At 46.7% G+C, this 13,196-nt stretch carries 14 protein-coding genes; 4 read left to right on the forward strand and 10 right to left on the reverse strand.

The features are described from left to right. Positions 1 to 183: 183 nt before the first annotated feature. The 5 genes from minE to Q337_RS17710 form a co-directional block, all read right to left on the reverse strand. Entirely contained in the window at positions 184 to 456 is a 273-nt protein-coding gene (minE, locus tag Q337_RS0112675) for a cell division topological specificity factor MinE (RefSeq protein ID WP_026471910.1), read from the reverse strand. A gap of 1 nt (position 457) precedes the next feature. After that, on the reverse strand, positions 458 to 1,270 hold the full coding sequence (minD, locus tag Q337_RS0112680; protein ID WP_026471911.1) for a septum site-determining protein MinD: 813 nt from the start codon (positions 1,268 to 1,270) through the stop codon (positions 458 to 460). A gap of 78 nt (positions 1,271 to 1,348) precedes the next feature. Beyond that, positions 1,349 to 2,065, reverse strand: a complete 717-nt coding sequence (minC, locus tag Q337_RS0112685) for a septum site-determining protein MinC (RefSeq protein ID WP_026471912.1) — start codon at positions 2,063 to 2,065, stop codon at positions 1,349 to 1,351. 148 nt (positions 2,066 to 2,213) lie between these two features. Further along, entirely contained in the window at positions 2,214 to 3,320 is a 1,107-nt protein-coding gene (locus Q337_RS17705; protein WP_228133131.1) for a preprotein translocase subunit SecA, read from the reverse strand. Positions 3,321 to 3,328: 8 nt separating this feature from the next. Next, positions 3,329 to 4,279 carry an acyltransferase gene (locus tag Q337_RS17710; protein ID WP_084494838.1) on the reverse strand — a complete coding sequence of 317 codons (951 nt, stop codon included), beginning with the start codon at positions 4,277 to 4,279 and terminating at the stop codon, positions 3,329 to 3,331. Between the two features lie 325 nt (positions 4,280 to 4,604). On the opposite strand from Q337_RS17710, the gene Q337_RS0112700 reads away from it, so the two are divergent. Continuing rightward, positions 4,605 to 5,249: an OmpA family protein gene (locus Q337_RS0112700; protein WP_026471913.1), complete on the forward strand. Its 645-nt coding sequence runs from the start codon at positions 4,605 to 4,607 to the stop codon at positions 5,247 to 5,249. 231 nt (positions 5,250 to 5,480) lie between these two features. Continuing rightward, positions 5,481 to 6,308, forward strand: a complete 828-nt coding sequence (locus Q337_RS17715) for a DUF2846 domain-containing protein (RefSeq protein ID WP_051526864.1) — start codon at positions 5,481 to 5,483, stop codon at positions 6,306 to 6,308. A 61-nt stretch (positions 6,309 to 6,369) separates the two neighbouring features. Here Q337_RS17715 and Q337_RS0112710 read toward each other — a convergent pair whose 3' ends face one another. Beyond that, a complete protein-coding gene (locus tag Q337_RS0112710; RefSeq protein WP_084494832.1) occupies positions 6,370 to 7,008 on the reverse strand; it encodes a DUF2059 domain-containing protein in 639 nt (212 codons plus the stop codon). Beyond that, on the reverse strand, positions 6,995 to 8,533 hold the full coding sequence (locus tag Q337_RS0112715) for a fumarate hydratase (RefSeq protein WP_026471915.1): 1,539 nt from the start codon (positions 8,531 to 8,533) through the stop codon (positions 6,995 to 6,997). The genes Q337_RS0112710 and Q337_RS0112715 overlap by 14 nt, the downstream gene beginning before the upstream one ends. Before the next feature lie 136 nt (positions 8,534 to 8,669). On the opposite strand from Q337_RS0112715, the gene Q337_RS17720 reads away from it, so the two are divergent. Beyond that, positions 8,670 to 9,179, forward strand: coding sequence for an NUDIX hydrolase (locus Q337_RS17720; protein WP_051526865.1), 510 nt, complete (start codon positions 8,670 to 8,672; stop codon positions 9,177 to 9,179). Between the two features lie 7 nt (positions 9,180 to 9,186). Here the strand turns inward: Q337_RS17720 and Q337_RS0112725 are convergent, their stop codons facing one another. After that, a complete protein-coding gene (locus tag Q337_RS0112725; RefSeq protein WP_026471916.1) occupies positions 9,187 to 10,431 on the reverse strand; it encodes a YihY family inner membrane protein in 1,245 nt (414 codons plus the stop codon). Between the two features lie 130 nt (positions 10,432 to 10,561). Here Q337_RS0112725 and wrbA point away from each other — a divergent pair, with 130 nt between their 5' ends. Then, positions 10,562 to 11,182: an NAD(P)H:quinone oxidoreductase gene (gene wrbA / locus Q337_RS0112730; RefSeq protein ID WP_026471917.1), complete on the forward strand. Its 621-nt coding sequence runs from the start codon at positions 10,562 to 10,564 to the stop codon at positions 11,180 to 11,182. A 112-nt stretch (positions 11,183 to 11,294) separates the two neighbouring features. On the opposite strand, the gene Q337_RS0112735 is transcribed toward wrbA, so the two are convergent. Both Q337_RS0112735 and Q337_RS0112740 read right to left on the reverse strand, forming a co-directional pair. After that, positions 11,295 to 12,005, reverse strand: a complete 711-nt coding sequence (locus tag Q337_RS0112735; protein ID WP_228133132.1) for a DUF3108 domain-containing protein — start codon at positions 12,003 to 12,005, stop codon at positions 11,295 to 11,297. Between the two features lie 284 nt (positions 12,006 to 12,289). Further along, a complete protein-coding gene (locus Q337_RS0112740) occupies positions 12,290 to 12,994 on the reverse strand; it encodes a hypothetical protein (protein WP_026471919.1) in 705 nt (234 codons plus the stop codon). Positions 12,995 to 13,196: the final 202 nt, after the last annotated feature.

The following is a 13,196-nucleotide window of genomic DNA, read 5'->3' on the forward strand; positions in this document are numbered from 1 at the left end:
CTAGCGAAGAGGCTTTGCTTATCCAGTCCACTCGAAGCAGAGCCTCTCGTCTTGCGGCGGGGAAAAGCAGTGCTTTTCTTGCCCCGCCTCATATTTTGCCTGAGTTTGCCAGACAGGTAAAATGAGAAAAACTGAAAACCTTCATCATTTTTCCCGTACTGGCTTTACTGGATCAGAGGAAGCCTAGCGTTCTTCAGGCAGGTTAATGTTCATTTCCAGCATTTCAATGTCTGCTTCAGAGCGCACACTCATTTGTACATCCTGCTCATCCACACCCCGGACGTAACGATTAACCACTTCCATGATTTCAATTTTCATGCGGTCAATCTTGTCCTGACTCAAGCGACGGCCCAACCGGTTTTCGCTGGCCACAATAACTTTCAAGCGATCCTTCGCAGCCTTGGCACTGGTCGGCTTTTCATCATTCTTAAATAAATTACTCCAGAAACCAGCCATGTTATCCTCCAAATAGTCGAGCTAACCAACCTTGTTTTTGTGGTTGAATGTGACGGTAGGGACGCTCTTCACCCAGAAAACGTGCCACTAGATCATCATAGGCTTCACTGGCCTTGGAGTCGTTTTCACGAATAACGGGAACGCCCTGGTTAGACGCATTCAGTACTGATGGGCATTCTGGAATAACACCCAGGGTTGGAATCTTTAAAATATCATCAGCAATATCTTCAATGCTCAGCATTTCCTCACGCTGGGCACGATTAGGATCAAAACGGGTAATCACCAGATGCTTGCGGATGCGTCCTTCATTGCGCTCAACTTTTTTGGTTTTGCTGTCCAGCATGCCAATGATGCGGTCAGAGTCACGCACTGAGGAAATTTCAGGATTGGTAACAATCAGGGCTTCATCAGCGTGATACATGGCCAGAATTGCACCACGCTCAATGCCTGCTGGCGAATCGCAGATGATGTAGTCAAATTCCTGTGACAGCTCGTCAATGACACGGCCAACGCCTTCGTCACTCAAGGCATCTTTGTCGCGGGTTTGTGAGGCAGGCAGGATATACAGGTTATCAATGTCACGATCCTTGATCAGGGCCTGTTGCAAACGTGCTTCATTGTTGATGACATTCACCAGATCATAAACCACACGGCGTTCACAACCCATGATCAAGTCAAGGTTACGCAAGCCCACATCAAAATCAATGACGACAGTCTTGTGGCCACGCTGAGCCAGTCCTGTTGCAAAAGATGCACTTGTCGTGGTCTTACCAACGCCACCTTTGCCTGATGTTACGACAACAATTTTGGCCACCGAATAAACTCCTGTGTGAAATTACAGCGGGCTAGATATCTGTTATATCTATTGATCTGTATATAATTTATGCATACCTTAATGGGGTAGCAGATGGAATTCAAGTTCCTGATCGGAATTCAGGCAAATATGCACTGATTTGCCAATCCTGTCAGCGGGTATATCATCCGCTACACAATAGGTTCCTGCAATGGATACCAGTTCTGCTTCCAGACGCTGGCAAAAAATCCGGGATTGCTGCTGGCCGCTGGCACCGGCAATAACACGGCCGCGTGCTGTCCCATAAACATGAATGCTGCCTGAGGCAATCACTTCTGAACCGCTGTTCATGTCTGCAATTAAAATAATGTCGCCATCATCTTCATTCAGGCTCTGGCCAGTGCGTAATACTTCCTTATGGATAATATTGCGTGCTGCCGGGCGTGGACTGGCTACTGCCGCAACCGGCGCTACTACCGGCTCAATGCTGGGTACGCTTACCGCTGTATCTTCGGTTGGCTTGATACGCTGCATGGGCTGGTCACGGTTGAGCACTGGAAACTGGATAATGCGTGCCTGATCACCAAGCTGACCATCAATGACCGCCATCGGTTGCAGGCCAAAATCCACCAGTAGCTGGATTAAGGCAATCAGGTTGTTCTCAACGGTACTGTCCAGAATGACTAGCGTGCCATTATGTTCTCCCTGGGTACCTAGATGTTTTTCCAGTTCCTTTTTTATTTTGTCATGATCATTGGTTTGAAAAACTAAACGCGAAAAATTGACCATCCGGCCATTAATGCGAATATCGCTCATATTTTGTCCTTAAGGGCTGTATTGCCTGAGCACAGGCGTTTAGCCCATCAACTACCATCAAATTGTTTTGAATCGTAGTCCAAATTAACGCTTTAAACTAGCCATGTTAAGGCAGTTTTCACCATCATTTATTGTAAAATACAAAAAATTAAGTGTTCGGCACAGATACGGGCTGCCGGGTGGCCGTGGCAAGGTCTTCCTGTACTGCCTGATCCAGCTTCCAGTGCTGAATCTTGACCTGTTGGCGAATCACATCAAGGCTTTCAAACACCAGGGATTCCACCAGCTTTTCAAGGGCAGGCGTATCAATCCGGAGCTGGCCCAGATAACTGGCACTGGTATTAATTGCTGTATTGACTGGCTGGCTGGTTGTTGCAGGCTGGGCGAACGGTTCAATCAGCCCGGCTGTAATATTTTCACCCAGGCGCTGGCCAATACTTTGCAGTTGCTGTTCCATCAACGAACCAACGACAGGAATCAGGCGCAGCAGGCGGTGCAGTTCTGGTGTATCACTGATGGCCTTGCTTACAATCTGGCCAACCCCTTGTGCAATCTGCTGCTGCTGGGCTTCTAAGGCTGTGGCAAGGTTGTTTTGTAGCACTTCACCCATAGCCTGCTCAATTTGTACCCGGTGACTGTTGACCAGTTGATGTAGCAAGTGATGATGGGTTGCACCGGTTTTTAATTCACGCTCAACGCCATCCAGAATGGTCAGCACAATACGGTCTGACAATTCTTCCATGACCACCTGATAATAAAAACGACCCGCCTTCAACCAGCTGTCCGGCAAGACCTTGTAGCCAAGCTGGTATAGGCGATAACCAATCACTATCGCCCGTAACAGACGCAAGGCACGGAAGGTCGGAATACAGGCCAGAAATTCATACCAGTGAATAAATGGAAAGAAAAACCAGCGGTGATGATGCCTAAAAACAATGGCTACCAGCCAGCGTACCAGTAATTCACTCACCAGATAAATGGTAATCCATTCATCCACGGTTTGAACCACAGGATGTAACTGCGCACGGTATTCATAAACCCAGCCTGTCTGACCAATAAACTGGGCCGCCGAAAGTCCGATGTTGGTAAACATCAGGTGATCAATGGCAATGGTCAGCAAATTTACGACAATCAGTACCATCATCAGAATGTCGTAAATTAAAAAGGCGCGCCAGGCACGGGTAGGTGGCTTGTGGCCCGGCAACTCGTCAGGTGAATTCAGAGTAGGGCCATTAGGCTGGGCAGTTGGATTCATTTAACCCATCACGTTGAGGATTGATGGGAAAGACCCGGTAAATCAGGGTTCAGGCTTTGTTCGGTTCCTGCAAAGCGTTGCAGCATTTGTTCAATTCGCTGATCCTTATCCTGCCACAGCTGGGTGACCCAGTCCTGAAAGCGCGCACGGTAAGCCATGTCTTCTTCATAGTCGCCGGCCAGTACCCAGCCCGGCAATTCAATCTGACGAATATCTACACCAATCCGTCGCACACGCCCTGTCCAGAAATCGCCGTAGGTTGGGATGCCGTCCGGATACACAATGGTCATGTCCATAAGCGCATCAATTTCCTTGCCTAGAATTTGTAGCGCCAGTGCAATGCCACCAGTCTTGGGTTTCAGCAAATGCTGGTAAGGCGAGTTTTGTTCCTGATGTTTTTTTGCCGTAAAACGCGTGCCTTCCAGATAATTGAGCAGCGTATAGGGCTGGCGCTGCAAGTTAGAACAGGCACGCTTGGCTTCTTCCAGATCCTGCAACTTTAAGGCTGGATTCTTGGCAATGGCCTGCTTGCTATGGCGTTTCATCATGGGAAAGCCCAGAATCTTGAAGGCCAATCCTAAAAATGGAATAAAGATCAGTTCCCACTTGGTAAAAAAGCGGGTCAGCGGCATGCGTGTCAGGCCGACATACTGCATGATGGTGGTATCTACCCAGCTTTGATGGTTGCACATCAGCAGATAACGCCCATCCAGGCTTAATTCGGTGGGCAGGGTAATTTGCCAGTCGATATCCGGCAACACATGATCAATCAGCCAGTTATTCACACCCAGCCAGCTATTGGTCAAACCAATCGCCATTTCATCAATTTTGCGCGAAGGAATGATGGTTTTGAGCAGGCCCAGTGTCAGTACTGGCGGCCCATGCAAAAAAGTGCTTGATGTAATGGCAGTTGCAATGGTCAGGCCACGCAGCTTTTCAGCCACTTTCTTGTTTTTCATAAATTTGTCTAATACAGCCATAAAGCGACTTTCTCACTTGCAACGTTATTTACCGTCCTGATGGTAAAAAAGAATAGGGGAGAGTGCAAATTGCATTTTGTTCCAAAAAGCAGCCATGACCTGAATTAATCCGTCTCAGGCCAAACTGCCCTAAAGAAATAGGAGAAAACCAGACAAAAATGGCCTAATTGATTAGAAATAAAGCAAATGCTCAACCCAAATGTAACAAAAAAATTATTTGTTAACAAAAAGAGTATAGTGCTGGAAAACATTCCTGCTCAGAATGTTTTCCAGCAAGTTCAATAAATTACTAAGGAGAAAATCCATGCGTGCACTTGTGATTACAGCGTTGGTGGGTAGCTTGTCATTGGCGGGTTGTACTACTGATCCAACAACTGGTCAGCGTGATTATAATAAAACTGCAATTGGTGCCGGTTTGGGTGCCCTGCTGGGTGCTGGTGTTGCCAAGTCAAATGGCGATAAAGACAAGGCTGGCCGTGCAGCTGCCATTGGCGCGGTTGTTGGCGCTGCTGGTGGTTACTTCCTTGACCAGAAAGAGAAAAAACTACGTCAGCAAATGGCAGGTACAGGGGTTGATGTATCACGTAATCCTGATGGTTCCATTGCACTGGTGATGCCGGGCAACATTACTTTTGCCACCAATTCTGCCAGTATCAGCCCAAGCTTCTACTCTACGCTGGACAAAGTAGCAGCGACACTGGCTGAAGATACCAAAACAGCAATTGTGGTTAGCGGCCATACTGACAGCACTGGTAGCGATGCCATTAACCTGCCATTGTCACAAAACCGCGCTAATGCGGTGGCCAGCTACCTGATCAACAAGGGTGTTACCAGCAACCGTATCAATGCACAGGGTTATGGTTCTGCCCAGCCAGTCGCTTCCAATGCCACTGCCGAAGGCAAGCAACAAAACCGTCGTGTTGAGCTGAGCATTTACGCACGTCAATAAGCGTTAATTTTCAGATAAAAAACCGGCAATTCATGCCGGTTTTTTTATGGATTTTTAAAGCTGAAATAAAAGCCAGAAGTTTTATTCGTCGCATAAACCACTGCAAGGATTCATTTTAGGGAAAGTTTTATGTTATTTTGCCAAGGCTAGTGTTAGGATGCTAGTGTTAAGAGCGATCTAGCTGCATTGAGGCAGTGAGTAAACAACAAGATAAAACGCCTGAGGGAAGCCATGCGTTATTTACCAATGCATTATTTACCGGTCATTACACTGTTGGCAGCTGCATTCACAGGATGTGCCACGACACCTAAACCTGAGGCAACCCAGGCACATAAGTTTGATTTGTTTGGATTAATTAAGTACAAGCAGCAGCCAAACGAAGAGGCAATTGCCAATCCTTCGACCTTAAAAACCATTGATTATGCCCATACCGATCCGCACAAAAATCGGTTCCGGCTTGATCCGTTTTCAGTGGGTGGCTGGGTGAACCAGAACGAAGGCGAGCCATTCAAGCAGGTGATGCCCACTACCGCCAATTCTGCCATTGTGTATTTATACCGCACCCACAGTACCTGGAATCATCAGGAAATTGTTGCGCCCAACTTCTTTTTAAATGACAAGCGCATTCCAAGCCTGCTGGATAACCATTACTACTGGATTGAGTTGCCTGCAGGAACCTATCGCCTGAATATTAGCCGTCCGGTAGGTGTGATTCATTTCCAGAAAGGCACGGCGGTTGATTTTTCTGTGGAAGCAGGCAAAAGCTACTTTTTACGCTATGAAGAACAAAAATTCCGTGGCACACCCAATAAAGCGGATGGGCTGCTAAAAGCCGGGCCACTGATGCAGATGCCGACAGAGCAGGCCTTACGTGAAATCAGCGGCACTACCTTAAGAACACCGGGCTATAGCTTTGTGAAGCGTGACAATATTGATCAGCCGGAATTGGCAGCCTTTAATGGTAAAGTCCCAGACAAGGTCAATAAAAAGCAACTGGAAGAGAAAAAGCAGCTTCATCTGGACAAGCCATTCAAGCTGTGGAATCCGCTAACCTGGTAAGTGAAAAGGTATTCAAAAAGCCGTATGGGTAATGTCATGCGGCTTTTTTATTGCTTATCAATCAGGAACTGGTTTGAAGCAATTTTTCTCGCAGTACTTGCAGCTCTTTTAGCGCTTTTTCGGACGGAGCAAAGTTTGACCAGCGGGTTTGGCTGTCCTGCATGATGTTTTGCATCAACTGCGGCATCTTTTGCATCATGGATTTACCTTCGGGCGTGCGATAAAACCTAAGGCTGGCCTGAATTTCTTCTTCCGTAAATGTCTGCTGATAGCCTTTAATCATCATTGCCTTCATTTTTTCCCAACTCATCATTGAGGACATTTCTTCAAATAAAATTTCCTGCATTTGCATGACAATTGCCAGTTCATTGGCCGAAAGTTCTTCTTTTTGCAACATTTCTTTTGCTGCTTGAATGGTTTGTTGTTCAATGGCAGGCTTGGCACTTTGGGCTATTTGTGCCATCAGATTTTTTGCTTCAGTTTCTACCAGCATTTGCTCAATGGATTCAAGTTTTGCCGGGGTAGCCATGGCATAAGAGGTACAAAAACCTAAACTCATTATTAGAACTATCTTTTTAAACATTTTTATAACTCTATATTTAATAAAAAAGCACCCATGCTTAAGCGCATGAGTGCCTTGAGTATAGCCAACTAAAGAGTGTAACGAAATGAGGAACAGGCGTAAATTAACCCGCAGCATCCGTCACTGGAATTTTACCAATCTTGGCTTGCCAGATTTTTGGCGCAGTGGCGTGTACCGAGGTGCCATTGACATCTACAGCCACAGATACCGGCATATCTTCCACTACAAACTTGTAAATAGCTTCCATGCCTAAGTCTGCAAAGGCAACCACTTCAGCTTCACGCACGGCTTTGGAGACCAGATAAGCAGCGCCACCCACGGCCATCAAATAGGATGCACCATGCTTTTTGATGGCTTCGACGGCAGCAGGGCCACGCTCAGCCTTACCAATCATGCCAAACAGGCCAGTATGTTCCAGTACCTTGTCGGTAAATTTGTCCATGCGGGTAGCCGTGGTCGGGCCAGCAGGGCCAACCACTTCATCACGCACCGGATCAACCGGGCCAACGTAATAAATAAACTTGCCTTGCAGATCAACCGGTAATGGCTCGCCATTGTTAATCATGTCTACCATGCGCTTGTGTGCCGCATCACGGCCCGTATACATGGTGCCAGAGAGCAGCAGGGTGTCACCTGGTTGCCAGGCATTCATTTCTTCCCGGGTCAGGGTATCCAGATTCACGCGTTTGGATTTGGAGGTCGACCAGGTCACTTGCGGCCAGTCTTCCAGTTTCGGGATAGGCATGTGCGCAACGCCTGAGCCATCCAGATGGAAATGCGCATGGCGGGTAGCAGCACAGTTTGGAATCATGGCAACGGGTTTACCGGCAGCATGACATGGATAATCCTTGATCTTGATATCCAGTACGGTGGACAGGCCACCCAGACCTTGTGCGCCAATACCCAGTGCATTCACTTTTTCATATAGCTCAATACGCAGTTCTTCCAGCTTGTTTTGCGGGCCACGAATCAGCAACTCGTGCATGTCGATGTCTTCCATCAGGGCTTCCTTGGCCAGCAACACTGCTTTTTCAGCGGTTCCGCCAATCCCAATACCCAGCATGCCAGGTGGACACCAGCCTGCACCCATGGTTGGTACAGTTTTTAATACCCAGTCCACAATCGAGTCAGAAGGATTGAGCATCACCAGTTTGGACTTGTTTTCAGAGCCACCGCCCTTGGCTGCCACGGTGACATGCACCTGATTGCCCGGAACCAGTTTGTAATGGATCACGGCAGGGGTATTGTCCTTGGTGTTTTGGCGGCCAAACGCAGGGTCACGCAAAATGGAAGCACGCAGCACATTGGTATTTTCTAGATAACCCTGACGCACACCTTCATTGATCGCATCATCCAGGCTCATGCTGAGGTCAAACCGCACATCCAGACCCACTTCCATAAATACGTTAACAATGCCGGTATCCTGACAAATCGGACGATGGCCTTCGGCACACATGCGGGAGTTAATCAGGATCTGAGCAATGGCATCCTTAGCCGCAGGGTTGGCCTCAGCTTCATAAGCGCGATTCATGGCCTGAATGAAATCCAGCGGATGGTAATAGGAAATAAACTGAAGTGCATCTTTGATTGAAGTAATCAGGTCATCCTGTTTGATGACAGTCTGTGTTGCAAAAGAGGTCATATTAGGGTCTCGCAGAGGGTTTTGCTGGCCAATCGCAACATTGGGCTGGCGTTTGCGTGCAGTGCGGCGATTATACAAAAAACATACCGCAATGTGAGATACTTTAGTCCTGTACTGAAAAATAAGCTGCATTATAGTGATCAATAAAGCCTGTCCGGTATTATTACGCCAGCGTCACGATGCCAAAATAAAGTACCTTGAAATTCTGGCTTTTAGGCATCCTCTTGCCGGACTGCAATTGGTAAAGGAAACCATAGAGCCGGGAGAATTGCCTACGCAGGCTGCCTTACGTGAGTTACGGGAAGAAGCAGGAATTCAGGCAAGTGTAATTAATCATTTGGGCAATCAGACCATTGCAGCAACTGGTCAGCTTTGGCATTTTTATGGATGTAATACAAGCGATGCTTTGCCAGACCAGTGGCAATTTTTTACGCAGGATGATGGCGGGCACTGGTTTGAGTTCTTCTGGCATCCGCTGGTTATCAATAACAGTCAACAAATAGACTGGCTTGCAAATGAATCTGAAACAGTTTTAGAGGATTGGCATCCAATGTTTCAACAGGCACTGCTATATTTACAGCAGCGCCTGACAGTAATGTCCAGTGATGAACTAGTCAGAATTTTAAGTTCAATCAGGCCTTGCTAACCATTGATTATTCGGCATCAAAAATCCGCGCCATGGGAATCGACAGTTTGGCTGCCAGATAATCATCAGATTGCACAAACAATGGACCAATCACCTTTAGCCAGCGGTCATCATGGTGTACACGGCCCAGGTCTTCACGTTTGGGTAAGGGATAGTTTAGTGTGCGGTAAAATGACCAGAAATCAATAGAGTTCAGGTCGCGGCACAGCATGTAATGACCTTCTTCAGTACGCTTGATCAGGTTATTGTCTTCCAGCGTTTCCAGATAAGAAGTTTCATTTTCAAATTCGCCACGGCCTAAAATCGACAAGGCATCCTGATCGCTCACCGCCAGCCCCAGTTTTTGATGATGGTAAAACAGCTCCATAATATCAAGTAAAATCAACACAGGATGGCGGTTAATGTCGGTGCGGGTGGTAAAGGCAGTAATGGCATAGCTCACTTCCACGCCCAGCAAAATCACATTCCATGACAGGAAAATCCACAACAGGAAAACTGGGAAGGCGGCAAATGCGCCATACACCAGTTCATAGCTGGTAAAATTACTCATCAGCAGGCCAAATGACTGGCGCAAGCCCTCAAACATCAAGGCACTAAACAGGCCCGCAATAAAGGCCGAGGTAATAGGGACACGCCGGTTAGGAATGGTCCAGTACAATAAGCTAAAGCCCAGCCAGGTCAGGGCAAATGAAATCAGCCATAGCCAGAATTCACCATTTAGCTCATAACCGGCAATATTGTTGCTCAGAAACTTCATGGAAGCCAGGGTTGAGGATACCGCAAAGGCACTACCCAGCAGGATTGGGCCGAGGGAAATAATCGTCCAGTAGCGCATAAAACCAATCATGCCGCCCCGCGATTTGCTCACGCGCCAGATATGGTTAAAGGCATCTTCAATAGAACTGAGCATCAGGATAGCTGTGACAAATAACACTAGAATTCCCAGCACGGTCAGGTTACTGGAAGTTTCAGTAAATTTATTCAGGTATTGCTCAACCGCAACGCCAGTACGTGGCAGCAGGTTACTGTAAATAAAATGCTGTAACTGCTCACGGGCCGGTGCCAGCGCCTTGATGGATGAAATGATCACCAGAAACACCGTGAGCATGGGCACGACGGCAAACAGAGTGGTATAGGTGAGTGAACCTGCCTGCTGGCGGCATTTATCGGCCTCAAAACGCTCCACCACAAACAGTAAAAATTGAAACCATTCCTTGTGATAGAACGGTAATTTTTCCAGCAGTTTTAGCATGGATTTCCCCAATTGCACCTGCATTACAGGTTATGATTTAACAGAACTGGAAAAATCTTAACATTGTTAACTGCTGATTCTGTGTATCTTTTTTGGCATTAATGTCAGCTATTGGCTTATAGGTATTAAAATGTCGCGTTATGTTCTGGTGTTGTATTACAGCAAATATGGCACCACCCGCCAGATGGCACATCTGATTGCAGAAGGAATTGAGCAGGAAGGCCTGCCTTATGGACTGGAAGCCAGAATTCGTACCGTGCCTGAAATTGCCCCGGTTACTACCATGCAGGCGCCTTCTGTGCCTTCAGACGGAGAGCTGTACTGCGAGCTTGAAGACTTGCGCCAGTGTGCGGGTTTGGCACTGGGCAGTCCGACCCGCTTTGGCAACATGGCATCTCCGCTAAAATATTTTCTGGATCAAACCAGTAGCCTGTGGCTGGCTGGAGATTTGCAAGGCAAGCCAGCTTGTGTATTTACTGCCACTGGCACTATGCACGGCGGGCAGGAAAGCACGCTGCTGAGTATGATGAACCCTTTATTGCATCATGGCATGTTCCTGATGGGCTTGTCGTATGCACATCCAGCGCTATCGTCTACCCAGCGTGGTGGTACACCGTATGGTGCCAGTTATGTGACTGGTCCCAATCATGACCAGCCCTTAAGTACGGAAGAAAAAAACCTGTGTCTTGCGCAAGGCAAGCGCTTGGCCAGACTGGCACATATCCTGGCTGGGCATGAGCGTATTCAATAAGCGTGATACGCGTGCAACCTGACCTTAAAACGTCATCAATGATGAAAAAAATCCCCGGAAATATTAATTCCCGGGGATTTGCTTGTTAGCCTGTACTAAAATATTGGTTAGGTTACGATGGCTTGTAGTTGGTCAGGTTTAAGGTATACACGCTGCCATCATCATTATGGGTAACTTTCACTGGCAAGTAGTCCAGACTTGGCGCCAGCCAGAATACGGTACTTTTATCCTTTTTCTGATGGTTAATGCGAACCTTGACCGCATCGTAACTACCACTAGGGGTATTCACTTTCACCGAGCCTTCATTGACAAACTGGCGCGGCGTAATGTCTTTTTGGTCTGCAATCAGGTAAGTGGACTTCAGCCCGCCTTTTTTTAAGTCTTCACGCAACTGGATTTCCACATTCAGGTCATCCAGCACTCCTGCCTGCCACGGCAGCTGACTGTTTTTCTGGTCACGTTTAACCTGAATGCTTTTGCTGGCATTGTTGAAGTCAAGGCTGGTTTGCTGGTTATGAACCAGAATTTTGTACTGGCGCTGGTAATGCTGGGACACTACCTGATTATTGCTCAGGCTAAATACACTTTTTTCGCTGGCAGTCGCAATGACAGGCACACGGGCGTCAAAGTTATACACCCACTGGTTGCCTTGCCGGGACAGTTTGCGCACCGCCGTACCAGATGCCTTATTATCCAGATTAAAGCTATAGGTTGCAGTAAATGGAACTACCGCATAGGCACTGCTCAGCGTGATGGATGCCAGCGCCGTTGCCAAAATGGTTTTGCAGGAAATTTTAGTCAGCATCTGTTTAAAACCAGTCATTGTTATCATCACCTCTGCGATCTCATGCGCCATAACCTTTTAAGGCTACAGCTAGGTTTGCTTATGTTCAGTCTACACATAGATGAGGGTAAATTGCTAAACCACAAGGGAACACAACAGGGAGCAAGCATAATGCTTAGAAATTTAACCAATTCACAAAAATAAGATGAATATATGCACGCTTAATGATTCAAGTGTAGATAAATTAAACAAAGCTATTATTGGGTTTAGTAGAACAAGATAATGCAGTAAGCCCTTAAATACCCCGCCATGAACCTTTAAACCTATTTAAAGTCGCTGGGTTTTGGGTCAATGGCAGAATCAATTTCCTGCAAGCCGTCGTCGTCATCCCCATCAAGATCCAGAATCAGGGTGTTACGCTGTGGATCACGCCGGAAAATACCCGGCAAATTCAGGTTGGCTTTCAATACAAACTGCCCTTCGCGCAAAATGGCATGATTGACATGAATCTTGTTTAAGGTACGAATCACCTTATCCGATTTTTCCAGATATTTGTTCAAGCCTAAGTATAGCAAATCATGCTTGATTTCAATCACATCCAGCTTTTCCAGAATCAGGCCTAACGGGTCTTTATGCAAAATGCGCTGGAAAACATAGACTGCAATGTTAAAGGCAATTTTCTTGAATGCACTGCTAAAACTGGCGCTAATTACCTGCGTTTCACTGATTTGCTCAAACACCAACTGCTGAATGTCCTTGTCTAGCTGCATTTGTACCAGACGCAAATCAACTGAAAGCGTGGTGTAAATGCCTTTGTAATCCAGTGTGGCATATAGGCGGCACCAGTCATCATAAATGTCGGCATGCAGGTCTTTGAGCGCTTCTACATTATCAGTAACATACTTTTGAATAGTGGCATTGAGCAGGTTTTGCGACAGGGGTAATTCACGTTCTTCTTCAATTAAATCTTCTGCCTTGTGATAAAAGCCTCTAATGTTTTGTGCAATTTTCTTGAAAACGCGTTGCATATCCTAGTTTCTCATTGGCTTGATCACATTGATTGCACAGCATGGTTTGTCTACAATGCTGGCTCACTGCGTGCAGATATAAATCCTTGAATGTATCCAAATTATCACAGTTACTGCTTTATTTTACATGTGATGGTTATAAAAATGAAACCGCAACAGGCACTCTGGGCTTTATTTGAACAATTCAGGGCGCATAGACTAC

Source organism: Alkanindiges illinoisensis DSM 15370 (assembly GCF_000619845.1).
GTDB classification, from domain to species: Bacteria; Pseudomonadota; Gammaproteobacteria; order Pseudomonadales; family Moraxellaceae; genus Alkanindiges; species Alkanindiges illinoisensis.

Excerpts from the sequence above, each read along its gene's own strand:
- Q337_RS0112735 (WP_228133132.1), bottom strand. The coding sequence starts at position 12,005 with ATGACTGGTTTTAAACAGATGCTGACTAAAATTTCCTGCAAAACCATT.
- minE (WP_026471910.1), bottom strand. The coding sequence starts at position 456 with ATGGCTGGTTTCTGGAGTAATTTATTTAAGAATGATGAAAAGCCGACC.
- Q337_RS0112710 (WP_084494832.1), bottom strand. The coding sequence starts at position 7,008 with ATGCTGCGGGTTAATTTACGCCTGTTCCTCATTTCGTTACACTCTTTA.
- Q337_RS17715 (WP_051526864.1), top strand. The coding sequence starts at position 5,481 with ATGCGTTATTTACCAATGCATTATTTACCGGTCATTACACTGTTGGCA.
- Q337_RS0112715 (WP_026471915.1), bottom strand. The coding sequence starts at position 8,533 with ATGACCTCTTTTGCAACACAGACTGTCATCAAACAGGATGACCTGATT.
- wrbA (WP_026471917.1), top strand. The coding sequence starts at position 10,562 with ATGTCGCGTTATGTTCTGGTGTTGTATTACAGCAAATATGGCACCACC.
- Q337_RS17705 (WP_228133131.1), bottom strand. The coding sequence starts at position 3,320 with ATGAATCCAACTGCCCAGCCTAATGGCCCTACTCTGAATTCACCTGAC.
- Q337_RS0112725 (WP_026471916.1), bottom strand. The coding sequence starts at position 10,431 with ATGCTAAAACTGCTGGAAAAATTACCGTTCTATCACAAGGAATGGTTT.
- minC (WP_026471912.1), bottom strand. The coding sequence starts at position 2,065 with ATGAGCGATATTCGCATTAATGGCCGGATGGTCAATTTTTCGCGTTTA.
- Q337_RS0112700 (WP_026471913.1), top strand. The coding sequence starts at position 4,605 with ATGCGTGCACTTGTGATTACAGCGTTGGTGGGTAGCTTGTCATTGGCG.
- Q337_RS17710 (WP_084494838.1), bottom strand. The coding sequence starts at position 4,279 with ATGAAAAACAAGAAAGTGGCTGAAAAGCTGCGTGGCCTGACCATTGCA.
- Q337_RS0112740 (WP_026471919.1), bottom strand. The coding sequence starts at position 12,994 with ATGCAACGCGTTTTCAAGAAAATTGCACAAAACATTAGAGGCTTTTAT.